Source organism: Hymenobacter lucidus, from assembly GCF_020447265.1.
GTDB classification, from domain to species: domain Bacteria; phylum Bacteroidota; class Bacteroidia; order Cytophagales; family Hymenobacteraceae; genus Hymenobacter; species Hymenobacter lucidus.
Genome location: NZ_JAJADR010000009.1, coordinates 29,081 through 53,435 on the forward strand (window position 1 = coordinate 29,081; position 24,355 = coordinate 53,435).

At 61.2% G+C, this 24,355-nt stretch carries 17 protein-coding genes; 14 read left to right on the forward strand and 3 right to left on the reverse strand.

Annotated elements, in window-relative coordinates:
* Window positions 1–41: 41 nt before the first annotated feature.
* The 7 genes from LGH74_RS21620 to LGH74_RS25155 all read left to right on the forward strand — a co-directional run bounded on the left by LGH74_RS21620 (window position 42) and on the right by LGH74_RS25155 (window position 9,691).
* Entirely contained in the window at window positions 42–1,523 is a 1,482-nt protein-coding gene (locus LGH74_RS21620) for a serine hydrolase domain-containing protein (protein ID WP_226179661.1), read from the forward strand.
* 21 nt (window positions 1,524–1,544) lie between these two features.
* Window positions 1,545–2,711 carry an alpha/beta hydrolase family protein gene (locus LGH74_RS21625; RefSeq protein ID WP_226179663.1) on the forward strand — a complete coding sequence of 389 codons (1,167 nt, stop codon included), beginning with the start codon at window positions 1,545–1,547 and terminating at the stop codon, window positions 2,709–2,711.
* Between the two features lie 132 nt (window positions 2,712–2,843).
* The gene (locus LGH74_RS21630) at window positions 2,844–3,506 is read left to right on the forward strand and encodes a TIGR02117 family protein (protein WP_226179665.1); all 663 of its coding nucleotides are present in this window, start codon (window positions 2,844–2,846) and stop codon (window positions 3,504–3,506) included.
* 143 nt (window positions 3,507–3,649) lie between these two features.
* A complete protein-coding gene (locus tag LGH74_RS21635; protein WP_226179667.1) occupies window positions 3,650–4,018 on the forward strand; it encodes an STAS domain-containing protein in 369 nt (122 codons plus the stop codon).
* Window positions 4,019–4,106: 88 nt separating this feature from the next.
* Entirely contained in the window at window positions 4,107–5,591 is a 1,485-nt protein-coding gene (gene hisS, locus LGH74_RS21640; RefSeq protein WP_226179669.1) for a histidine--tRNA ligase, read from the forward strand.
* Between the two features lie 301 nt (window positions 5,592–5,892).
* Window positions 5,893–7,392, forward strand: coding sequence for a histidine ammonia-lyase (hutH, locus tag LGH74_RS21645; RefSeq protein ID WP_226179671.1), 1,500 nt, complete (start codon window positions 5,893–5,895; stop codon window positions 7,390–7,392).
* 328 nt (window positions 7,393–7,720) lie between these two features.
* Window positions 7,721–9,691: a T9SS type B sorting domain-containing protein gene (locus LGH74_RS25155; RefSeq protein WP_226179673.1), complete on the forward strand. Its 1,971-nt coding sequence runs from the start codon at window positions 7,721–7,723 to the stop codon at window positions 9,689–9,691.
* A gap of 234 nt (window positions 9,692–9,925) precedes the next feature.
* Here the strand turns inward: LGH74_RS25155 and LGH74_RS21655 are convergent, their stop codons facing one another.
* The gene (locus LGH74_RS21655) at window positions 9,926–12,379 is read right to left on the reverse strand and encodes a rhamnogalacturonan lyase family protein (protein ID WP_226179675.1); all 2,454 of its coding nucleotides are present in this window, start codon (window positions 12,377–12,379) and stop codon (window positions 9,926–9,928) included.
* Between the two features lie 245 nt (window positions 12,380–12,624).
* On the opposite strand from LGH74_RS21655, the gene LGH74_RS21660 reads away from it, so the two are divergent.
* From LGH74_RS21660 to LGH74_RS21675, 4 genes are all read left to right on the forward strand, one after another.
* Window positions 12,625–12,876 carry a hypothetical protein gene (locus tag LGH74_RS21660; protein WP_226179677.1) on the forward strand — a complete coding sequence of 84 codons (252 nt, stop codon included), beginning with the start codon at window positions 12,625–12,627 and terminating at the stop codon, window positions 12,874–12,876.
* A gap of 395 nt (window positions 12,877–13,271) precedes the next feature.
* Window positions 13,272–13,517, forward strand: a complete 246-nt coding sequence (locus LGH74_RS21665; protein WP_226179679.1) for a hypothetical protein — start codon at window positions 13,272–13,274, stop codon at window positions 13,515–13,517.
* A gap of 187 nt (window positions 13,518–13,704) precedes the next feature.
* Window positions 13,705–14,703: a glycoside hydrolase family 43 protein gene (locus LGH74_RS21670; protein ID WP_226179681.1), complete on the forward strand. Its 999-nt coding sequence runs from the start codon at window positions 13,705–13,707 to the stop codon at window positions 14,701–14,703.
* 200 nt (window positions 14,704–14,903) lie between these two features.
* Window positions 14,904–17,795 carry a glycoside hydrolase family 2 protein gene (locus LGH74_RS21675; protein ID WP_226179683.1) on the forward strand — a complete coding sequence of 964 codons (2,892 nt, stop codon included), beginning with the start codon at window positions 14,904–14,906 and terminating at the stop codon, window positions 17,793–17,795.
* Window positions 17,796–17,890: 95 nt separating this feature from the next.
* Here LGH74_RS21675 and LGH74_RS21680 read toward each other — a convergent pair whose 3' ends face one another.
* A complete protein-coding gene (locus tag LGH74_RS21680; RefSeq protein ID WP_226179685.1) occupies window positions 17,891–18,442 on the reverse strand; it encodes a hypothetical protein in 552 nt (183 codons plus the stop codon).
* A gap of 319 nt (window positions 18,443–18,761) precedes the next feature.
* Window positions 18,762–19,952: an L-rhamnose/proton symporter RhaT gene (gene rhaT / locus LGH74_RS21685; protein WP_226179687.1), complete on the reverse strand. Its 1,191-nt coding sequence runs from the start codon at window positions 19,950–19,952 to the stop codon at window positions 18,762–18,764.
* A gap of 246 nt (window positions 19,953–20,198) precedes the next feature.
* On the opposite strand from rhaT, the gene LGH74_RS21690 reads away from it, so the two are divergent.
* The 3 genes from LGH74_RS21690 (at window position 20,199) to LGH74_RS21700 (ending at window position 24,234) form a co-directional block, all read left to right on the forward strand.
* Window positions 20,199–22,307 carry a bifunctional aldolase/short-chain dehydrogenase gene (locus LGH74_RS21690; protein WP_226179689.1) on the forward strand — a complete coding sequence of 703 codons (2,109 nt, stop codon included), beginning with the start codon at window positions 20,199–20,201 and terminating at the stop codon, window positions 22,305–22,307.
* 355 nt (window positions 22,308–22,662) lie between these two features.
* On the forward strand, window positions 22,663–23,673 hold the full coding sequence (locus tag LGH74_RS21695) for a GntR family transcriptional regulator (RefSeq protein WP_226179691.1): 1,011 nt from the start codon (window positions 22,663–22,665) through the stop codon (window positions 23,671–23,673).
* Window positions 23,674–23,808: 135 nt separating this feature from the next.
* A complete protein-coding gene (locus LGH74_RS21700; RefSeq protein ID WP_226179693.1) occupies window positions 23,809–24,234 on the forward strand; it encodes an Imm7 family immunity protein in 426 nt (141 codons plus the stop codon).
* Window positions 24,235–24,355: the final 121 nt, after the last annotated feature.

Below are 24,355 nucleotides of genomic sequence, written 5' to 3' on the forward strand. Positions count from 1 at the left end.
CATTTCCGTCCCAACTCTCTACCACCGTTCTGCTCTTCAACATGAAAACGACCAACTGGATTACCGGCCTCTGCACCACCCTAACGTTATCTGCCGCTACTTTGTCGCCGGCCCAAGCCGCCATCCAGCCCGACAGCCTAGACCTGTTTATGACCGCCAAAATGAAGCAGCTGCGCATTCCGGGGATGCAGCTGGCGGTAGTGCACCACGGCAAAATCGTGAAGCTGGCCCACTACGGGCTGGCCAACCTGCAGGACTCGGTGCCGGTAACGGGCCGAACGCTGTTCCCGATTAACTCCATTACGAAGGCCTTCGTGGGCGTGGCCGTGATGCAGCTCGTGGAAGCAGGAAAGCTGGATTTGGCCGCGCCCGTTTCGAGGTACCTGCCAGGCCTGCCCGCGGCCTGGCAGCCGGTTACCATCCGGCAGCTACTCAGCCACACCTCGGGCATTCCCGATATTATGCCCGCAGACAAGCAGGTGACGGCCGATGAGCAGCAAACGGCCTGGGCGGCGGTGCAAACCCTGCCCATGGAGTTCAAAACCGGGGAGAAATTCAGCTACAACCAAACCAACTACCTGCTGCTCGGCAAAATCATCGACCAGCTCAGCGGCCAGCCGTTTGCGCAGAATATTACCGACAAGCAGCTGCGGGTGGTGGGCATGCCCCACACCGCTTTCGGCGACGCCCACGACGTAGTGCGGGGCAGTGCCCGCGGCTACACCTACTTTCAGGCGGTAGACGGGCAGATGCGGCGCACCCGGGAGCCCCAGAATATGTTCGAGGTGTTTGCGCCCATGCTGCGCACCGCCGCCGGCCTCAACTCCACGGCCGAGGAAATGGCCCGCTGGGTGCTGGCCTTGCAGCAGGGCAAGCTCCTGCAGCCCGCCAGCCTGACCACGATGTGGACGCCGGTTCTGCTCAACAACGGCACCACCCGCGGCTTCAGCAAGCAGCTCAACGGCTACGCCGTGGGCTGGCCCACCGTAGCCCGGCCCGAGCACCGCGCCGTAGCGGCCGTGGGCGGCGGCCGGTCGGCGGTGTTCGTGTATCCCGAGGACGACCTGTCGGTGGTGGTGCTCACCAACCTGACGGGCGCCAACCCCGACCGGTTCGTGGATGAAATAGCCAGCTTCTACGTGCCCGATATGCGCGTGGCCGCCGGTTTTGGCCTGCCGCCGCAGCTGCGGGCCCTGCACACGGAGCTGCGCAAACGCGGCTTTGAGCACACCCAGGAACTGGTGAAGCAGGCGCGGAAGAAGGATTCCACCCTACAGCTGCCCGAAGACGAAGTAAACGCCTGGGGCTACTCGCTGCTCCGCCAGCAGCAGGTGCGCGAGGCTGCCGAGGTGTTCAAGCTAAATGTGAGCCTCTACCCCAACAGCGCCAACACCTACGACAGCCTGGCCGAAACATACCAGGAGCTGGGCAACAACACCCTGGCTGTGCGCAACTACAAGCAGGTGTTGAAGCTGGACCCCAAAAACACGAATGCAGCGGCCCAGCTGGAAAAACTCAAGTAGCCTATTCTCTGCTTACGTAGCATGACACGCTTCTTAACTGCCGCCCTGCTCCTGCTGCTAGCTGGCCCGGCGGCTCACGCCCAAACGTATGACCAGCTGCTGGAAAGTGCCGCTCGTCAGCTAAGTCAGAAAAACTACTGCGAAGCCACCGCCGCTTTCGAGCAGGCTTTTGCCGACAGCACCAAAGCGGGCCCATTCGACCTGTATGCCGGGGCCGGGGCGGCGGCCAACTGCCCCGGCCGGCAGCCGCAGGCCCTGCGCTGGCTGCTGCGCCTCACGCGCCAGCCCAACCTACCCATCACGGCCCGCGACGTAGACAACATGGCCCAGGACGAAAGCATGCGTAGTCTGCACAGCTTTCCAGCCTGGGCCCGCTTTTTGGCCAGTCTGCGGCAAACCGCGGCCCGGCGCGCCACCGAAGCCCAGCGGGCGGCCGGTGCGTGGCAGGCCAGCGCGCTGCGCCAAGCCCTACCGGTGCCCACGCAGCCAGGCCGCTACGCGGCGGCCCAGCCGGGCTTTGCCCTGTATTATGCCCCCGTCGATACGGTGCGGGTGCCCTACTTGGTGTACGTGCCCGCCACCTACCAGCCGGCTCGGCCCACGGCGCTGCTCGTGTATCTGCACGGCGGCATTGGGAGCACCACCCAGTTTCAGGCTGCCGACCCAGGGGTGGCGCAGGAACCCATCTTTGCGGCCGCAGCTGCGCAAAATGCATTGGTGCTTTACCCCTTCGGACGCCGCTCGTTTGGGTGGCTGGAGCAGCGGGCAGCCTTGGAAAACGTGCGCCAGATGGTGGCGCAGGTGCAGCAGCGCTACCACATCGACGGTCACCGCGTGTACCTGGGCGGAATATCGAACGGCGGCACGGCGGCATTTTGGTACGCGTGCCAGTCGCCGGCCGGCTTTGCGGGCTTCTTCGCCCTTTCGGCTCAGCCCAGCAGTACCCTCGGCCCCTTGAATTTCAAACGACTCCGTAAGGGCGCGCCACTGTATTCGCTGCAGGCGGAAGACGACGAGGTAGTTGCGTACCCACAGGCGCAGGCCCTCTACGCGCAACACCGCCGCCAGGCGCGGCAGTGGCATTTCAGCTCACGGCCCACGGGTGGCCACAGCTTTTTGTACGGCCCCGATGGTCTGGCTACGTTGAGTGCCTTGCTGGCCCAGCTCATAGCCAAGCCAACCCGCTGACAGATATATGACACCCACGAATAAGCGTATTGACCAACAACCGGAGCATCTTTACTTCGAAGAACTCCTAATTCACTGGCTGATACGCTTATTTAAGAACATATCTGGCCCGTTTCTACGTTCAGTTGGCTGATGTATCCAGCCCTGGCGTTTCTGCTGCTTTTCTTATCCGGCACCATGCTGCCCGTACACCGCCGCTTCGAGCAGACGCCCGACGGCGTGCCGGTATTTGTGGTGTCCAACGGGTTTCATACCGATATCGTGGTGCCCCTGCGCGAGGCCCGCACCGATATCGACTGGCTACGGCAGTTGCAGCAACCCACACTTACGGCGCGCTTTGGTAGCTACGAGTACGCCGCTTTCGGCTGGGGTAGTGAGCGGTTCTACCTGGAATCGTACGGCGGTAAATTTCCCGGGCCGGCCACCGTGCTCCGCTCCGTGGTGCCGGGTAAAACGCTGATGCACGTCGATTTTTATCAGCACGCCCCGCGCCCGGGCCGGCGGGTAGTGGCCCTGCGCATCTCACCCACCCAGTACCAGCAACTCGCGGGCCTGATTGCGCAGTCCTTCCAGCCCGACAGCGCCGGCGCGGCTGTGCTTCGCAACGCGGCCGGCTATACCCCCGACGATTTTTTCTTCTGGGCTCGGGGCCGCTACCACGCCCTGCGCACCTGCAACGACTGGACCAACGGCACCCTGCGCAAAGCTGGTCTGCGGACCGCCCTTAAGGCTCCGCTGGCCGGCTCTGTGCTGTTTCAGGCCCGCCGCAGCCGCCCGGCCCGGGAAATTCGCTGAATATAGTGCTGTCCATTTTCTTTGCAGCAGCGCATATTTCCTTGCTTAATACCAAGTCATTGGCAGAATACCAGTCGTAAGAGGATGCAGGTAGCCCCGACGCTCGGGCTACGGCCTTATGCTACTCTACTGCTGCCGCTGCTATGCTGGATGTTCATCGTGAGGAATTGCCCAAAAGCTACCTGCTGGTGCTGGCGCCCTCCACTGCCGAGCCCGATGAACTTAAGCTGACCCGGGCGCTGCACCGGGCCAGCCGGAGCGCGAAGAGGGCCATTTGGGTGGATTGCAGCCTGCTCGACCACCTCTCCACGGAAGCCATTGACCTGCTGCTGGCTTATGCCTATATGCTACACTGCCAAGCCCGCCGGCTCGTACTCTGCCACGTGCCCGACAAAGTGCGCCATCATTTCCTGGACCTGGATGAGGAGTCGCAGCCGCTGGTAGTGCCTTCGCTGCTCGATGCCGAGTATATCAGCCGCGACCTGCCGCCCAGCTCAGCCTCGGCGGCCTGAGCACATTTGCTCCACCACTGAAAACCGGCTTGCTGGGGAAGTCAGACGGGGCGTTGTACCTTCGCGCCATTATTGAGCATACTTCCTGATGAGCGCCCAGAAACCCAGCATTCCGAAAGGCACCCGCGACTTTGGCCCGGCCGTGGTGGCCCGCCGCAACTATATCTTCGGCATTATTCGCCGCACCTTCGAGAAATTCGGCTACGCGCCCCTGGAAACCCCGACCCTGGAAAACCTGTCGGTGCTGACCGGCAAATACGGCGACGAGGGCGACCAGCTGCTGTTTAAAGTCCTGAACTCGGGCGACTTCCTCAAGGACGTGACGGCCGACGATTTGCAGAATGAGGATGGCAAAGCTACCCGCCGGGTGCTGCCCAAAGTAGCTGAAAAAGGCCTGCGCTACGACCTCACGGTGCCCTTCGCCCGCTACGTGGTCATGAACCGCGGCACGCTCACCTTCCCCTTCAAGCGCTACCAGATCCAGCCCGTATGGCGCGCCGACCGCCCCCAGCGCGGCCGCTACCGGGAATTTTACCAGTGCGACGCCGACGTAGTAGGCACTGATTCCTTGCTTTGCGAGGCCGAAATCGTGCTGATGATGTGCGAGGTGCTGAACGGCCTGAATAAGGAGGCCAAGTCAGAAAACCAAAAGCTTGACTACACTATTACAATCAACCACCGGGGAGTACTTGGCGGAATGTACGATGCGCTGGGCGAATCTAATGGCACGGAAACAAATCTGTTTACGGCAATTGATAAGTTAGATAAGATAGGCATAGACGGCGTTAAGCAGGAATTGATTGACAAAGGCTTCACCAGCACCGAGGCTGAAAAGGTCTTTAAGTTGTTGTATATGCCTGCCACAGCTATACCCTCGTCTGATCAGAATCAGAATGCTCGGCAGGAGTTTTTATACCGAATTCAGAACCTGAAAAAGTCACTCGTAGTCGATATTTCACCCAGCAACATTCTGGCAGAAACGAGTGAAAGAGCCACCAGAGGTCTACAGGAGCTGGGCCAGGTCGTGGACTTCCTCACCGCCTTTGGCTTCGAGCAGTTCGACCGGCTCAAATTTGACCCGACGCTGGCGCGGGGCCTCTCCTACTATACGGGCTGCATCTTCGAAATCAAGATCAACAACGTGAACATGGGCAGCGTGAGCGGCGGGGGCCGCTACGACAACCTGACCGGCGCTTTCGGGCTGCCGGGCGTGTCGGGCGTGGGCTTTTCGTTCGGCGTAGATCGGCTCTACGACTGCCTGGAGGAGCTGGAGCTGTTTCCGGAAGGCGCCGCCGCTACCACGCGCTGCCTGATTACCAACTTCGACGCCGAAACCATGCCTTTGCTGCTGCCCGTGCTACGTGAGCTGCGGGCGGCGGGCATTCCGAGCGAAATGTACCCGGAAAGCAAGAAGCTGGCCCAGCAGTTTAAGTACGCCGATGCCAAGGGCATTCCCTACGTGCTTATTCAGGGCCCCGAGGAGCGGGCCGCCGGGCAGTTCAAGCTCAAGGAGCTGCGCACCGGGGAGGAAAAAACGCTGACTCTGGACCAGGTGCTGGCTACGCTGGCCTAACTCTGCCAGCAGGCAGCGCGCAACGAAGCCTCGCGCCTGCTACTATCCGGAATGCGTCGCGGAACGTTCCGCGACGCATTCCGCATTTATGGAATGTACCGCTGAAGCTTCAGCAACGGGTTCCGAATTTTGGAACGGCCTGCTGAACGTTCAGCGGGCCGTTCTGCATTTTGGAACGGCCCGCCGAAGCTTCGGTAACGCGTTCCAAAATCCGGGAGAGGCCTTGACAGCCGGGGTGCAGGCGGTTCCAAAAGATTTGAGGAACTTGCGGGTCACCCCAGTTTTCTTTTCACCCACCCGCATGTCCGCCGACGTTTTTTACCTCGACCCCACCACCCACCTCGACCTACCCACCCTGCGCCAGCTGCTGGCAACCAAGCAAACCGTGAAGCTCAGCCCCGCCGCCACCCAGCGTATCGAGGCCTGTTACAACTACTTGCATGGCCGCCTGGCCCAGTCCGACGCGCCGATATACGGCATCAATACGGGCTTCGGGGCCTTGTGCGACACCGGCATTGCGCCCGAGGAGCGGCAGCAGCTGCAAGTAAACCTGATGATGTCGCACGCCTGCGGCACGGGCGAGGAAGTGCCGGCCGAGCTGGTACGCCTCATGCTGCTGCTCAAGGCCCAGAGCCTGAGCTACGGCCACAGCGGCGTGCAGCTGGCCACCGTGCAGCGCCTGCTCGACTTCTACAACCGGGGCATTTTGCCGGTGGTGTATCAGCAGGGCTCGTTGGGGGCCAGCGGTGATTTGGCCCCACTGGCCCACCTGTGTTTGCCCCTGGTAGGCTTGGGCGAGGTTAATTACGAGGGCTACCGCCTGCAGGCCGCCGATGCTCACCACCTTTTCAGCTGGCAGCCCATTACGCTGGAAGCCAAGGAAGGCCTGGCCCTGCTCAACGGCACGCAGTTTATGCTGGCCTACGGAGTGCATTGCCTACTGCGGGCCGAGCGCCTCACCCAAGCCGCCGACGTTATCGGGGCCTTATCGCTGGAAGCTTTCGATGGCCGGCCCGAGCCGTTTGATGCGCGCCTGCACACCATTCGGCCCCACGCCGGACAGCTGAAAGTAGCCGAGCGGATTCGGGGCTTTTTGGCCGGCAGCGAGTTGCAGCAGCAGCCCAAAACCGCCGTCCAGGACCCCTACTCCTTCCGCTGCCAGCCCCAGGTGCACGGGGCCTCCCGCGACGCGCTGGCCTACGTGGCCGGGGTGTTCGAAACCGAGTGCAACGCCGTTACCGACAATCCCAACATCTTCCCCGACGACGACCTGATTCTGAGCGGGGGCAACTTCCACGGCCAGCCCCTGGCTCTGGCCCTCGACTTTATGGCCATTGCCGTGGCCGAGCTGGGCAGCATTTCGGAGCGCCGCACCTACCAGCTCATTGGCGGGCAGCGCGGGTTGCCGCCGTTCTTGGTGGCCGAGCCCGGCCTGAACTCGGGCTTTATGATTCCGCAGTACACCGCCGCCGGCATCGTGAGCCAGAACAAGCAGCTCTGCACGCCCGCCTCGGTAGATAGTATCGTGAGCAGCAACGGGCAGGAAGACCATGTGAGCATGGGTGCCAACGCCGCCACCAAGGCCCGCCGCGTAGTCGACAACGTGGAGCAGATTCTGGGCATCGAGCTCATGAATGCCTGCCAGGCCCTGGCTTTCCGCCGCCCCACCCGCACTTCGCCGGTGCTGGAGCAGGTAGTGGAGGCCTTCCGCGAAAAGGTAAAGTTCGTGAGCCGGGACCGGGTCCTCTACCCCGATCTGCACGCCGCCGCCGCCTTCGTGCAGGGCTACGAATGGCCGTAAGGCAGACAGGAAGCGTGAGGGAGCGTTGTTTGTTCTGTCATCCTGAACATTCTGCGCGTAAAGCAGAAACGAAGTGGAGTGAAGGACCTTCCTCACCTGAGTGACAAGCCCGATTAAAAGTACCAAAGCCCTTTACCACGCAAGTAGTAAAGGGCTTTATGGTAAAAGGGTGGGACGTACTGCGCAGAGAACGGATTGCCACGGCTGCGCCTCGCAAGGACAGACTGGGCAAGACCTCCAATCTGACCCTGATGCGGGATACCCGGCCGGAGTTTCTATTTTTAGCGCACTGAAAACGCAAATGCGGATGCCGTACGTTATGAATGTTGTGAACCGTCTCCGCTTCCTCACCTTACTTCTGCTGCTGCTCACCGGCAGCGGCCGGCTGCGCGCCCAGTGCCTCGACCAGCTGCCGGCCAACTGCGCCGAGCCTTTCGAAGCCTTCGACCTGCAAACCGGCCTGCCGGTGCAAAACTTCTGCGTGGGCCGCACCGTGCGCATCACCATTACCTGCCCCGGCCGCGCCGGCGTCGACCGAAACGCGCTGTACTACCAGTTTGTGCCGGGGGCGGCCACTACGGCACCCTGCACGGGCTACAGCAGCCGCACCAATACCTTCACGCCCACCCAGCCCGGCAAGATTACGGTGGCCGAAAATGCCCAGGCGGGGGCTGGCGCCGGCACCATCTTTCTGCGCGTATTCGACGTGTATGCCACCAGCAAGCCCATCTTTCAGGTGGAAGCCTGCGCCCCGGGCTTCGTGCGCGTCAACGTGACGGATCAGGCCTACGACGCCTACACCATCCGCATCAACGACGGCGCGACGGAGCCGGTCAATAAAGGAGCCGGCCCCCAGACGTATGCCGTGGCCGGCACGACGGGCAAAATCAAGGTAACCGGCTTCTATGCCGTGGGAGGCCTGTGCGTGGGCGCCGATAGCACCACATATACTACACTGAGCGCGGCGCCTAGCCCGGTTATTCGCCGCCTGGCGCTGGTGGGCACGCAGGCTCAGTTTCAGTTCGATGCCCTGCCCACCGGCTACCGCTACGTGCTTCAGCAGGCCGATGCGGCCAGTACCGGCGGGTTCCGGGACCTGCCCCAGGCGGTTTTTACCAGCACCACGGCTACGCTGGCCGGCGTAGCGGACGGAGCCTGCTATCGACTCCGCATCCAGGATATCTGCGCTACGGCCTCGTTGCCGGTGTCGGCCACCGCCTGCGCTCTTTTCCTGACCGGCAGCTCAGCCAACGGCCAAAACACGCTGTCATTTGCCGGCAATGCCAACAGCTACATTGTGAAGCGCGATGGTCAGACCCTGGCGACGTTGCCGGCCGGCAGCACCAGCTACACCGATGCCGCCGTGACGTGCGGAGTGCGCTACTGCTACCAGCTCGAAGCCAACAGCGGCCCCGCCGTGGCCCGTACCACGCTTATTTCCAACGAAACCTGCCTGACTACAACGCCCAGCCCGGTGCTGCCCGTACCGCAGTTGCTGGCCAGCTTCACGGCCACCAACCAGGTGCAGCTCACGGCCACGGTGCCGGGTCTGCCTACCGGCGGGCGGGTGCGCTACCTGCGCAGCACCGGCCCGGGCACACCCACCGAGCTGCGCCTCACCGCCCGCCGCACCATGCGCGACTCTACCCTGGTTATCGACCCGACTGCTACGCCCTGCTATCAGGCACAGTTCGTGGACGACTGCGGCAACAGCTCGGCGCTGAGTGCGGCCTTCTGCCCGGTTATTCTGCAGGCCAAAGCCACCGACATAGACGGCAACCGAGTACAGCTTGATTGGAGCGCACTGCGCGGCCCCGACCCGGCCGGTAGCGTGCAATACACCGTGCAGCTTGTGGATGCCAGTGGCACGGTACTGAGCCAGCCCTCGGCCAGCCTGGCCGCCAACACTTTTCTGGACTTAGCGCCGCCCACCGACCGACAGCTACTGCGCTACCGCATTGCGGCCACCAGTCCCAGCATGGCCCAGCCCAGCTACTCCAACGTGGCCCTCGTAGCCCGCACCATGCGGGCCGTGCTGCCCACGGCCTTCACGCCCAACGGCGACGGTCTGAACGACGCGCTGGAAGTGAAAGGCCGGTTTCTGCCCGCCACGTTTACCTTCACGGTAGTTGACCGCAATGGCCAGCAGGTGTTCCGGGGTACTGACCGCACGCAGGTCTGGAACGGGCGGGTGGGCAATGAGCTGCCGGTACCGGGTGCCTACGTGTGGCGTTTCGAGGCCACCGACGAAACCGGTCAGCGCGTGGTGCAGCACGGCACCATCACGATTCTGCGGTGAGGGTTTGTTGGTTGATTATCGATTTTTAGTTATTTGTTGCCTCTCATCCTGAGCACCTTCCTTATATACCTCACTACAGCTTGTACCAACACAAAAGCCCTTTCCCGCACGAGCAGGAAAGGGCTTTTTACATTGAATCAGGCGTGTTACTTAGGCGAGGAAGGTCCTTCACTCTGCTTCGTCTCTGCTTTACGCGCAGAATATTCAGGATAACAGGCAATTAACAATCAACAACTACTTCTCAATCATCAGCTTCTGGGCCTGGACTCGGCCGCTGAGCAGCAGGCGACAGGTGTAGAGGCCGGCGGGCAGGGCCTGGCGGTTCAGGGTGAGTTGGTAGAGACGGCCGGCGGTGGCCAGTTCGTCGTAGAGCGTGGCCACTACCTGGCCCAGGGCATTGAACACCTGCACCCGGGCCGGTGCAGCCTGCGGGCTGCGGAAGCTGATGGTGGTGCGCTCGGCAAACGGGTTAGGATAGGCCTCAAACGTCGGCCCGCTGGCATCGTGGGCCGCACCCAGGGCCAGGGCCACGCTGCCCACCCCAAACGACCAGACGTTGCTGGCCACCGTGGCGCCTTCCTGGCTGTCGTCCCCGTCGTAGAGGGCATCGACGCGCCAATAGTACGTTTTCGATTCCAGGATATTGGGCAGCGTGAAGCTGGTTTGCGTCAGGCCGGTGGCTACGGGCTCCAGGGTTTCGGGCGAGGTGCCCACGAATACATTATACCGGTCGGCGGCCCCACTCCAGCGCAGCGCCACGCCGGTGGCCGGTACGGCCCCGGCCCCGGGTGCCGGGGCCACGTTGGCAGCGCCGCTGCCCAGGCGCACGTTGGTACCCCCCACCAGAATCAGGCTGGGCCTGGGCGGCGGGGCCATGTCGCCGCCGAGGTAATAGCTGGGGTGGGGCGGCTGGTTGTAGGCCGAGTTCTGCAACGCCACCTGGGTGCGGTACTGCGCGTCGTGCATCAGCGTGGGCAGGCGGTAGGTAGTCGGGATGGTGGTGGTGAGGATGATCAGGCTCTGGTTGTCGATGGTGCGGCTGATGACTTCCTCGCGCCAGTCGCCGAGCACGTCGGCCGAAACGCCGGGGTTGCGCTTAGTGGTGTTGTTGTAGGCCATGTTAAAGGGCGCGTCGTAAATCGAGGCCAGGCGTGTCACCGAATTCGTGGCCGGGTTCCACTTGTCGATTTTGTCGCCGTCGAGCAACTCGCGCTGCAAGTCGCCGTCCCACCACAGGCCGAAGTTGATGCTGGGCCGGGAAGTGCTGAGCTGCTGGCCGGTGCAGCTGTAGACGCCGCCCGTGGAGCCCCACATTTCGGCGCCCTTGTAGCGCGGGTCAATGTCGGCGGCCATGGCCCGGCCTACGTCGCCGGTGGTGGGCACCCCGAAGATGAGCTGGCCGGTGCGGGCGTCGCGCAGCTGCAGGCCGTTGGTACCGTACTTGGCTGGCTCTTCCTGGCACTGCCACACTTCCTGGCCGGGCCGGTCGGGGTTCAGGTCGCCCATGTGCAGGGCGTCGCCGTGGCCGGCCCCGCTGCTGAACAGGCCCTGGCCGTTGTCGTCGATGGTGCTGGCCCCGTTGCAAATTTCGTCTTTGCCGTCGCCGTCCACGTCGCCCACTGTGAGCTGGTGGTTGCCCTGCCCGGCGTAGGCCGAGTTGCCGCTGGTGTTGGAGTCAAACGTCCAGCGCGGGGTGAGCTGCCCATTGCGCCAGTCCCAGGCCACGCGCACCAGGCGGGTGTAGTAGCCCCGGCCCATCACCAGACTGGGCCGCTGCCCGTCGAGGTAGGCAATGGCCGACACGAACCGGTCGACGCGGTTGCCGTAACTGTCGCCCCAGCTGCTGACCGTGCCCCGGGCCGGCAAGTAGTTGGTAGTGACCATAGCCGCACCGGTTTGCCCGTTGAAGACGGTCAGGAACTCGGGGCCCGACAGCACGTAGCCCGAGGAGTTGCGGTAGTCGGCCGTGGCCGAGCCGATAATGGCCCCCTGCCCGTCCCGGGTGCCGTCGGCAGTTTTGACGGCCACTTCGGCCTTCCCGTCGCTGTTGAGGTCGTACACCATGAGTTGGGTGTAGTGGGCCCCGGCCCGGATGTTGCGGCCCAAATCGATGCGCCACAGGCGGGTGCCGCTCAGCTTGTAGGCGTCCAGGTACACGTTGCCGGTGTAGCCGCTCTGGGAGTTGTCCTTGGCGTTGCTGGGGTCCCATTTCACCACGATTTCGTACTCCCCGTCACCGTCGAGGTCGGCCACCGAGCAGTCGTTGGCCGAGTAGGTGTAGGCCACGTTGTCGGGAGTGGTGCCGCCGGCCGGAATCTGGAGCGGAATGGAGCGAAACTGCTGGCTGAGCGTGGGCGCGGTGGCCGAGCCGGCCTGCTCCACCCCGTTCAGCACCGGCCGCACGCTGTAGCTAGCATTGGCAGCGGTGGTATTGTCGACGAAGTTGGTAGAGTTGGTAATGGGTGTGGCGTTGGCCTTGGTGCTGCCCCGGTACACGTTGAAGCTGATGCCGGCGGGGTCGGTGCCGAATAAGCGCCAGCCCACGTACACCTGGCTGGGACTGGTGCGCACGGCCACCACGCCGCGGTTGAGCTTTTCCAGGTACTTCTGGGCCTGGGCTGGTAGCACGCCGAGCAGCCCGGCCAGGGCAAGCAGCAGGGTTCTGGGCGGTAGTAAGCTTTTCATCATAGCGGGAGTTTTGGTAAGGTGGAAAAGAGCGGCAAAGCGGCCGGTAAGCCGGGCGCGGGTTGAAAGTGCTGAATAACAAGCCCGCGGGTGTCCTGTACTATCCTGCTCTATCATAATTAGGCGAAGAGTGGCGCGGGCCCGGCGGCGGGCCATGACAGTACAGGGAAGCTGCCGGACGCCTCACTCCTACTTTTAGCGGCTCCCCACCCACGGCCGGTTTTGCGCCGGCGCCCTTTGCGCTACCCATGGTTTCCTCCGCCTTTTCCTTTATCGGCCTGCTGGCGGCCGGGCTGCTGCTGGCCGGTGGCGCCACGGCCCAGCCCGCACTGCCCGCTGGGTATAAGTTCGATTTCGGCAGCGGCCCGGCCGCCCCGGGCTACGTGGCCGTGGCCGCCAACGCGGCCTACTCCCCGCGCGGGGCTACGGCTTCGACTTCGGCACTACGGTTTCGGCCGTGGACCGGGGCGGCAGGGACGCGCTACGGGGCGACTTCGTGAGCAGCCGGCAGCCGTTTTACTTCTCGGTGAAGCTGCCCGAGGGCAACTATACCGTGACCGTGACGCTGGGCGACGCCCAGCGACTACCTCTTCATCGAGTTTGGCCACAATGACCAGAAAGACAAGGGCGAAAACGACGGGGCCTGGAAATCCTACACCGAGCGGCTGCGGCTGTTTGTGCGCGAAACCCGGCAGAAAGGCGGTATTCCGGTGCTTCTGACTTCTACCAGCCGCCGCTCGTTCGGGCCTGATGGCAGGGTGGAAAACAGCTTGGGCGACTTCCCCGCCGCCGCCCGCCAGGTGGCCCAGCAGGAGAAGGTGGCCCTGATTGACCTCAACGCCATGACCCAGACGCTCTACGAAGCTATGGGCCCCGAGGAGTCAAAAAAGGCTTTGTGCACTACCCGGCCAACACCTACCCCGACCAGCGCCAGCCCCTGGCCGGCAATACCCATTTCAAACCCTACGGCGCCTACGAAGTTGCCCGCTGCGTGGTCGAGGGTATCAAAGCCAACCAGTTGGAACTGGCAAAATGGCTGCGCGACACACCCGCCTTCAACCCGGCCCAACCCGATCCGCTGAGCGCCTGGCAGTGGCCCGACAGCCCCCGTAGTGCCGTGGTTAAGCCCGACGGAAATTAGCGCGGGTACCCAGCCTTCGGGTTCTACCCGACGCGGAGGCGCTTGTGTATTTTTCGCAAGTCCGAATGCAAAAAGTATACGCTGATGTAGGGTATTGGTATTCTGCTATCAAAATACCCTACACTCTCTCTGGTCACAGCTACCACATGAAATATCATGGCACGCGAGATTCCTCGCTGGACTCGCCATGACGTACCATTTTGCTTATATTAATAAAGACCCCAACTACGTGATGTTACCGCTATTGAAAAGCATCTTGCCCCGCGTGCTGCTTGCTACCGGCCTTCTGGTATTCCAAACTACTGGGGCCCTAGCCCAGCAGCCGCTGGCATTTGCCTACTTCAAAGGCAATAGCCGCGACGGTCTGCACCTGGCCTACAGCCGCGACGGCTACACCTGGCAGGCGCTGAAAAACGACAGCTCATTTCTGAAGCCCGCCGTGGCCCACGACCGCCTCATGCGCGACCCGTGCATCCTGCGCGGCCCCGATGGCCGGTTTCACATGGTCTGGACGGTGAGCTGGAACGATAAGGGCATCGGCTACGCCTCCTCGCCCGACCTGGTGCACTGGTCGGAGCAGCAGTTTGTGCCCGTGATGCAGCACGAAGCGGGGGCACGCAACTGCTGGGCCCCGGAAATAAACTACGACGCGCGACGGAAGCAGTACGTCATCTATTGGGCTACCACCATCACCGGCCGCTTTCCCGAAACCCAGGCCCGGGCCGAAAGCAGCTACAACCACCGCATCTACTACACCACCACCCAGGATTTCAAAACCTACGCCCCCGCCCGGCTGCTCTACGAGCCCGGCTTCAACGTCATCGACGCTAGCATTCAGCAGGACGGCAAGCGTTACGTGCTGTTTCTCAAGGACGAAACCGTGGAGCCCAAGCCGCAGAAAAACCTGCGCGTCGCCTACAGCAAGCACCTTACCGGCCCTTACGGCCAGCCCTCGCCCCCCATCACCGGCGACTACTGGGCCGAGGGCCCCACCGCCGTGCGCCTGGGTACCGACTGGCTGGTGTATTTCGACCAGTACCGCCTGCACCGCTACGGGGCCGTTCGTTCCCGGGACCTGAAAACCTGGACCGACGTCTCGGACCAGATCCGGCTGCCCGCCGGCCTGCGCCACGGTACCATTCTGCCGATAAGTGAGCAGGAATTGCAGCTGCTGTTGCGGGAATAAGTGGTTGTTGATTGTTGGGTTATTTCACCGCCGTTGAACCTGTCTAATCAATAATCAACATCTAACAATCAGTCATTAACTCCCAACAATCACCTTGCAAAAGACAGGATACTACAGGATACCCGGCAACTGGTGGGGTTGTAGGTTAGCGGCTGGTAGTCGGGCTGCTACTCCCCGAACCCTTCCCATCCTTTCCTGCCATGCGCCTTTCCTGTTTTCTGCTCGCGCTTACCCGCCCGCTGCTGGCCGCCGCGCTGCTGGCCGCCTTGCCCGCCACCGCCCAAACTGCGCCGCAGAAGCAGGTACAGTACCTCTCGGGCAAAGACAATAAGCCGACCGTGCAGTGGGACTTCTACTGCACCGGGGGCCGAAAAAGCGGGTTCTGGACCAAAATTGCGGTACCCTCGTGCTGGGAGCAGCAAGGTTTTGGCTCGTACAACTACGGCCGCGACTACAAAACCTACGGCAAGAATTTTCGCTTCGCCGACGAGCAGGGCCAGTATAAGCACCCGTTTACGGTACCCGCCGGCTGGCAAGGCAAACAGGTCTTTATCGTCTTCGAAGGCTCGATGACGGACACGGAAGTACGCATCAATGGGCAGAGCGCCGGGCCCATTCACCAGGGCGCGTTCTACGAGTTCAAGTACGACATTACCGACAAGCTCAAGCCCGCCGGCCAAAGCAACCTGCTGGAAGTGACGGTGAGCAAGATGTCGGCCGAGCAGTCCGTCAACAACGCCGAGCGCCTGGCCGACTATTGGGTGTTCGGGGGCATTTTCCGGCCGGTGTACATTGAGGCTTACCCCCGGCAGTTCATCACCCACACTGCTATTGATGCCCGGGCCAACGGCTCGTTCGGTATGCGCGCCTTCGTGCGGAATGTGCCGGCGGGAACTCAGGTGCAGGCCGAGCTGCTGGATGCGGCGGGTAAGGTCATCGGCACAGCCCGCGCGGCCGTGAGCCCGCAGGATACCGCCGTGACGCTGCGCACCACGGTGAGCCAACCCCGGCTCTGGACCTCGGAAACGCCCCATTTGTACCGGGTGCGCACCAGCCTGAAGCAGGGCGCCACCACGCTCTACCAGACCACCAACACGTTCGGGTTTCGCACCATCGAGGTGCGGCGCGGGCAGGGCATTTACGTCAACGGTACTCAGGTGAAGATGAAGGGCATCAACCGCCACAGCTGGTGGCCCGAAACCGGCCGCACCCTCAACGACTCCATTCAGCTCGCCGACGTGCGCCTGCTCAAGGAAATGAACATGAATGCCGTGCGCATGGCGCACTACCCGCCCGACGCGAAGTTTCTGGACCTCTGCGACTCGCTGGGCCTCTACGTGCTCGACGAGCTAGCCGGCTGGCAGAAAGCCTATAGCACCAAGGCCGGCGAAAAGCTGGTCAGGGAAATGGTAATTCGCGACGCCAACCACCCCAGCATTATCTTTTGGAGTAACGGCAACGAAGGCGGCACCAACAAGGAGCTGGACGACGACTACGGCCAGTACGACTTCTCCCGCCGGCCCGTCATTCACGCCCACCACCGCCCCGGCAACCAGCACGGCGGCATCGACTGCAACCACTACGAGAGCTACTATAGCACCCAGAAAATACTGGCTGATTCGCTCATTTACATGCCCACTGAATTTCTGCACTGCCAGGACGACGGCGGCGGGGCCGTGGGCCTCAACGACTTCTGGGAGCTGCATTGGAAGTCCCAACGCTCGGGCGGCGGCTTCCTCTGGGCCCTCGTAGATGAAGGCATTGTGCGCACCGACCAGCGCAATATCATCGATGTGAACGGAGTGAATGCGCCCGACGGCGTGGTGGGCCCCCACCGCGAAAAGGAAGGCAGCTTCTACGCCATCCGCGAAATTTTCTCGCCCATTAAGATTGGCCTCCAGGAGTTGCCCGCCAAATTCAACGGCACGGTAGAAGTCGAAAACCGCTACCACTTCAACAACCTCAGCCAGTGCTTTTTCCAGTGGGAGTTGCTAAACTTCCGCAAGCCTACCGACCCGTTTGCCGGCTCGGTTTCGGGCAAGAAAAGCCGGATTAAAAGCCCCGACGTGAAGCCCTTGGCCAAAGGCAAACTGAAGCTGGAGCTGCCCAAAGACTGGCAGAGCTACGACGCGCTGGTGCTTGCCGCCTTCGACCCGCAGAAAAACCTGGTGTACAAGTGGACCTGGAAAACCGGCGGCAACGCCAAAATCCTCGACGACGTGGTAGCCTTGAAGGCGGCCGAAAAAAGCTTGGTGGAAGTAACCGACGCCGACTCTTTGCTCACGCTGAAAGCCAGCAACATCAGTGTCACTTTCAACAAAACCACCGGCAGGATTACCGGCGTGAAGGGCAACAGCGGCGACAAGCTTTCCTTCGCCAATGGCCCGGTGCTGGTGAGCGGCACGGCCACCTTCACCGGCCTCTCGCACCACCCGGAAACCGATGGCGAAGTGGTAGACGTGACCTACAGCGGGGCTATGAAGGCCGTGCGCTACCAGATGCACGGCTCAGGCTGGCTGAGCATGACCTACGAGTACACGCTGCCGGCCGGCGACTACGCCTTCAGTGGCCTGAGCTTCACCTACCCCGAAAACTACGTGCTGGGCGCCAAGTGGCTGGGCAAGGGCCCCTACCGCGTCTGGAAAAACCGCCTGCAGGGTGTGGCCGACAACGTCTGGGAAAACGCCTACAACAACACCCAGACCGGGGCTGCCCCCTGGATTTACCCTGAATTCAAGGGCTACTTCGCCGACATTGCCTGGCTGGAAATGAACACCGTGGAAGGCAAGTTCCTGGTGGCCTCGCCCGATAAGGGCCTTTACGTGCGCCTGTTCGACTTCTACGGCCTCTCCGGCGTGAAGCCCTCCCCCGGTTTGCCGGCCGGCAACCTTTCCTTTCTGGACGCCATTCCGCCCCTGGGCACCAAGCTGGCTCTGAACATCGACGCCAACACCAAAAATCTGGGCCCGCAGAGCGAACTGAACCACCTCAGCGGCAGCACCAAACGCACACTGTACTTCTATTTCGGCCTGCAGCAACCCAACACCAAGCCCCAGCCCTACACCGCCCCGGTGAAAGACGACCTGTTTTAGGCCGGGCAAAGCCCGCTACGGCAGTCGTAACACGTTGTTTACCAACAAAAAAAGCCGACCTGAATACGTCGGCTTTTCTGGGGGCAGTGGATTTCCTATTTCACTTTCATATCGGTAAAGCTGCCTGCCAGGGTAATATCACACGTAGCGGTGCTAAAGTCCGACAGCGGGTCGCGCTGCCCGGGAGCTACCACTTCGTAGGTGCCACTGAGGAGCTGGCGCTTGGCATCGTAGGCGGTAATAGTCACGTTGCCGGTCAGCTCGGGGGTAAAGTCGCTGAGGCGGAAAATACTGGTGCCGCCGGCATCGGTGTACAGGTACGATACAAAAACCGGGTCGGTGGGCCGTTTCTGGCATTTCAGCGCGTATACGCCCTTCCAATCGGTTTTCAGCGCGGCCCGGTCTACTTCCAGATGCACGGCATCGGTGGCCACCTTGAAGTCGAGGCCCAGTACGGCGGGGTACAGTTGGGCCTCGCCTTTAATGTCGCGGCTCGGCCAGGAGACGATACTGCTCTCCCGGGTAGCCGGGTAGTAGTAGCCGTGGCCTATCCGATACTCCGGGGTAGGATCGGCCGGGGCGGGCGTTTCTTCGGTTTTGTCGGAGCAAGCCGACAGCAGACCAGCCGGAACTAAAAGTGCTGTCAATAAAAGGGAACGGGTAAAGAATGGCATAAGCTAGGATAAGTTGGAAACGGCCGGCCAAGCGCCGGGCCGCAGCGGGCATTTCAAGGACTATACCAAAGGTAGCCGCTTAAAAAAAGTGCGGTTCGTTTTCTAAGCAGCGCTTGTCGGGCAGCGTGCCGGCATTTCCCAGAAAATCAGAGTCTAGCATTCAATTTCCCGACTAAAAAAAACCCGACCAAGGCCGGGCTTTTTTTAGTTGGATGTCGTTGCCATCAATATCCCACTCGCAGCACACCCGAGCAACAGGTGTTTGGGCTACCCCAGTTGGGCGAGTCTTCTACTACTGCTCGTTCTGCGTTACGCGAGCGGGCAAGGCGGCGCCCCGGGTTTCTCCGGCGGCCGTAGCAGCTACCGACACAGCCGACGTAGCCTTCTGCGGCGTTTTGGCTTCCTGGGCGGCCGGGGCTTCCGAACCCAGATAGTTGCCGTAGCCCACTATTACGGTGCTCAGCACCACGGCCAGGATGCCCAACGACACGGTGCGCATGGTGAGGCGGTTGGCCCCGCGCCACTCATGCAGATACAGGCCCCACATCGAGCTGAAGGCAATAATAAAGGCCATGTGCAGCGTCCAGCCCGAGAAGCGGTAGTCGCCCATCTGCGAGTCGCCCATGCCGTAGAAGAAGAACTGCAGGTACCACGTGAAGCCCGCCATAGCGCAGAACAGCACGTTGCGCAGGGCCGGGAAAGTCGGGTTGAGGTAGTCGGTATAGGTCTTGTTCTTGATGTTGAGGTAGATGCACCACACGGCGTTGGTGGTAAGGCCACCGAGCAGCACTACCACCAGAATGGCGTTGTTCATGTAGAGCGGGTCGGTGCCGCTGGCTTTGGCAATGTCGGCAATGGGCTGCCCGGCCGTGAGGCCAAACGACATGCAGGCACTCATCACGCCCGAAAAAACGGCTACCCCGACGCCTTTGCGCAAGTCGAACTCGGCCACGCCTTCCTTTTTCTGGTCGGCCGTGAGGTGCTTTTCCTTCATCACGCCAGCTAGTCCGCAGATCAGAATACCTAGCACGCATACCACCAGGCCTATCAGAATGACTTGGCCCGAAGAAGTGCTAAGCAGTTCACCGAAAGCCTTGGTATCGACTAATCCGCCGAACATGTCCTGCCAGATGGGCGGCACCAGAGTACCAAACACGGCGCACAGCCCCAACGTAACCGCCATGCCCAGCGAGAGGCCCAAATAGCGCATGGCCAGCCCGAAGGTGAGGCCGCCGAAGCCCCAGAGCACGCCCCACATGTAGGTCCAGAGTAGGGTTTCGGAATCGGCCTGGGCCAGCACGCCAAACAGGTTTTTCACCGTGAGGGAGCCCATAAGTAGCGGCGCGAAAACCCAGCTCACAATGCCGCCCACGAGCCAGTAGCTTTCCCACGACCAGCCTTTTACTTTCTTGTAGGGCAAATAGAAGCTGCCCGAGGCGAAGCCGCCCAATGCGTGTAGGATTACTCCCCAAATAACTGCCATGATGGTAAATGTGGTGGGTTCAGACCAAATCTGCGCTTCTTTCCGGGCCCAACTATCCTGTGCTCTCCTGCCGGCATAAAGGAAGGCTTCACTCCTTTAGTAAGCGCCGAAAAGCGCGGGGCAAGTAACAATTATTTTACCGCCGAGCAGGAGAGTGCAGGAGGTTTGCCCGAAGGCGGCCCGCGTAATTTGTTGAAAAGCAATTCTTACCTGTTTTCTGCATACCCCACAAACAGAAGCGCCATCATGGAAAAAACGCTGACCTTTCAACACGTTAGTTACCTCTGGGACGAAGCCAGGGCGCTGGAACTAAGCGGCGACGAAGTAGCCCTGTTTCTGTACCGCTCCAACCTGCTCGGCGCCGACCTGCGCCTGACCAACTACGCCGGCGGCAACACTTCCGTTAAAATCACTGAAACCGACCCCGTCACGGGCCAGCAAGCCCCCGTTATGTGGGTGAAAGGCTCGGGCGGCGACATTGGCACGCTCACCAAGGCCGGCTGCGCCAACCTGTACGTGGAGAAGCTGCACGCGCTGAAAAACCGCTACCGCGGCCTGCAGCACGAAGATGAAATGGTGGGCCTGTTTGAGTATTGCCTTTTCGACCCCAAGTGCGCCACGCCCAGCATTGATACGCCCCTGCACGGCCTGCTGCCCTTCAAGCACATCGACCACCTCCACCCCGATGCCCTCATTGCCATTGCCGCCAGCAAAGACGGCGAGCAGATCATGAAGGAAATCTGGGGCGACTCCATGGCTTGGCTGCCCTGGCAGAAGCCGGGCTTCGACCTGGGCCTGCAGCTGGAAAAAGTAGTAGCCGAAAACCCCGGCCTGCGCGGCGTTATCCTGGGTGGCCACGGCCTCTTTACCTGGGGCAACACCAGCTACGAATCGTATATCAACACGCTGGAAGTCATTGAAATGGCCGCCGCCTACCTGGAGGCCAACTACGGCAAGCGCAAGCCGGTATTCGGCGGCGTAAAGCTCGAAAACGGCCCCGACGCGGCCACCCGGCAGCAGCAGGCCGCCGCGGTAATGCCCATTCTGCGCGGGCTGGCCTCCGGGCAGCGCCGCATGGTGGGCCACTACACCGACGACGCCCGGGTGCTGGAATTCGTGAACTCGCACGACCTGGCCCGCCTAGCCCAGAAAGGCACCTCCTGCCCCGACCACTTCCTGCGCACCAAAATCCGCCCGCTGGTACTCGACGAAGCCGTGATGCGCCAGCCACTGGCCGCCGTGAAAGAGTATCTGGAAGAGCAGTTCGCGGCCTACCGCCAGGACTACGCCGCCTACTACGAGCGCAGCAAGCACGACAACTCCCCGGCTATGCGCGACCCAAATCCGGTGGTAATTCTGTGGCCTGGCGTGGGTATGTTCTCCTTCGCCAAAGACAAGCAGACCGCCCGCGTAGCCGCCGAGTTCTACACCAACGCCATCAACGTAATGAAAGGCGCCGAGGCGGTGAGTGAATACACCGGCCTGGCCGAGCAGGAGGCCTTCAACATCGAATACTGGCTGTTGGAAGAAGCCAAGCTCCAGCGCATGCCCAAGCCCAAGTCGTTGTCGGGCCAGATTGCCTACGTAACGGGCGGCACGGGCGGTATCGGACTGGCTATCTGCGAGCTGCTGCTGCAAAACGGCGCCGTAGTAGTAGCCACCGACCGCGACCGGCTGGAAGAAACCCAGGCCGATCTGCGCAAGCGCTACGGCAAAGACAACGCCCTGACGGCGGCTATCGACGTAACCAACGCCCAAGCCATTGCCGACTCCTTTACGGCCACCGTGCTGCAATTCGGCGGCGTGGATATCGTGGTGAACTGCGCGGGCCTGAGCATCAGCAAGCCCCTGAGCGAAACCACCCAGGCCGACTGGGACATTCTCAACGACGTGCTCGTGAAAGGCCAGTTTCTGGTGACGCAGCAGGCCGTGGAGATTCTGCGCAAGCAGCACCTGGGCGGCGACGTGGTAAACATTGCCAGCAAAAACGGCCTCGTGGCTGGCCCCAACAACGTGGCCTACGGCACGGCCAAAGCGGCACAATTGCACATGTCGCGCCTCTTGGCCGCCGAGCTGGGCCCCGACAAGATCCGCGTCAATACTGTGAACCCCGATGCCGTGCTGCGCGGCTCCAAAATCTGGGAGGGCGACTGGGCCGCGGGCCGGGCCAAGGCTTACGGCGTGAGCGTGGAAGAACTGCCGGCCCACTATGCCAAGCGCACGTTGCTGGGCGAGGAAGTGCTGGCCGAAGATATTGCCAAGGCGGTGCTGGTATTCGTGGATGGCAGCCTGAGCAAGAGCACCGGCAACGTGCTCAACGTGGACGGCGGCGTGGCCATGGCCTTCGTGCGCTAGGCGCGGCCCAATGCGCTAACCGGTAGTAAAAACCTGGCCGGCCAATTTTCGGATTGGTTTGCCAGGTTTTTTTACACCCTTTTCAAATGCGGGTAATTCGCTAAATTCAGCCTGATCAATGCCCTGATTTACAAGCTCCCGGCCGGCAGCAGCTCGTTCGATTCCTTCTCCCTGCGGTTCTCTCCAGCCGTTATATCGTCGGGTTCTGCTTTGTCAATCCGCTCTTTAAAGGTTATCATGACCTGCCTTTTCCCACCCTCCTTTCTTTGCCACCATGCTAGTCAATCCGGAATACCGGAACCGCCATGCTACCCCGGGCACAAGAGAAACCCTTCGTGATTCCGCGCCCTCCGGCATGTATACGCTCCAGCTGAAACCCCAAGACAAAACGCCCAAGTACAAGCAGATTGTGCAGTCGGTCATAATGGATATTGAGCGCGGCATTCTGCGCAACGGCGACCAGCTCCCTTCCATTTCGGAGCTGAGCGTGGAGCACTACCTGGCCCGCGACACAGTGGAAAAAGCCTACCGCGAATTGCGCGAGCGGGGCTTTATTACCTCGGTGCAGGGCAAGGGCTACTACGTGCAGGCCAACGACACGGCCAAGCTCAAAATCCTGCTGGTGTTCAACAAGCTGAGCTCCTACAAGAAAATCATCTACTACGCCTTCCTCGAAGCCCTCGGCGACCAAGCCACCGTCGATTTGCAGATTCACCACTACAACGTGAACCTGTTCCAGGAAATCATCGAGAAGAACCTGGGCAAGTACAACTACTACGTGGTGATGCCCCACTTCACGCTGGATACACCCAAAGCCACCTACCAAGCCATTCTGAACACGATTCCGAGTCAGGAGCTGGTGCTGCTCGACAAGGATATTCCCGAGCTAAAGCATGACTGCCTGCGCGTGTTCCAGGACTTTGACAAGGACATTTTCAACGCCCTCGAAGCCGCCTCCGACCTGCTGGCCAAGTACTCGCGCCTGGTGCTCATTCTGCCCTCCGACGCCAACCACCCCGAGGAATTGCCCTGGGGCTTCCGCTCCTTCTGCCTCACGCACGACAAGGCCTTTACCGTGGTCGAAAATGCCATGCACGAGGTGCTGGAAGCCGGCACGGCCTACGTCGTCATTCGCGAAACTGACCTGGTGGAGCTGGTCAAGAAAATCCGGCAGACCAGCTACCTGCTGGGCCGCGAAGTCGGCATCATCTCCTTCAACGAAACCCCGCTGAAGGAGCTGCTAAACATGACCGTCATCACCACTGACTTCGAGGCCATGGGCAAAACCGCCGCCACGCTGCTGCTGGAAAAGCACCGCGGCAAAGTCCGCAACCCGTTCTACACCATTCGGCGCGGCTCGTTGTAACAGAAAAATCGTCTGTCATCCTGAGGCGTACGCGAAGGACCTTCTTCGCCTACTCCACTGCCGGTAGTAACAACGCTCAAAGCCCTTTACCACAAACTCGGTAAGGGGCTTTGAGCATTTAATCATCCCTAAGACATGGTCGAAATACACGGCTGGATTACTTTACGCTACAGCGACTATCATTCTGAGAAAGCACCCCAACGGGAATTCGTAGCCAGGTTTAAGCAGTACTTAGAGCAGACCGACATCTGGCCTGGATTTGCCCACCTGTGTCAACTCACGGTTTACAATGGCATGGAATGCTTTACCATTACTGCCCACCATAACCACCCCAGCGAGCCTTTTTACCCGCTAGAAATCTTCTCCTGGGTAGCCCAGGAATCGACGGGCAGCTACGGGCTGTTGCATTTCCATGACGACGAAGATTCAGCTTTACATAATGAGTTTCAGGTGTACATCCTGAAACGCGGGAAGCTCAGCAAGGCCGCCGACTCGTTATTGTCACCTTATTTCGAAGAAGTTGAGCGGGAATATGACGCAGATGACCCGCCCTTGGATTAAGCCGACGACCTAATTGATGTTTGTGGTGGCCAATTAGAATAAAGCTTTGGGCGTTGAATGCCCTTGGTAGGTCAGATGAGGAAGGTCCTTCGCTTTGCTCAGGATGACAGCCGGCTACCCA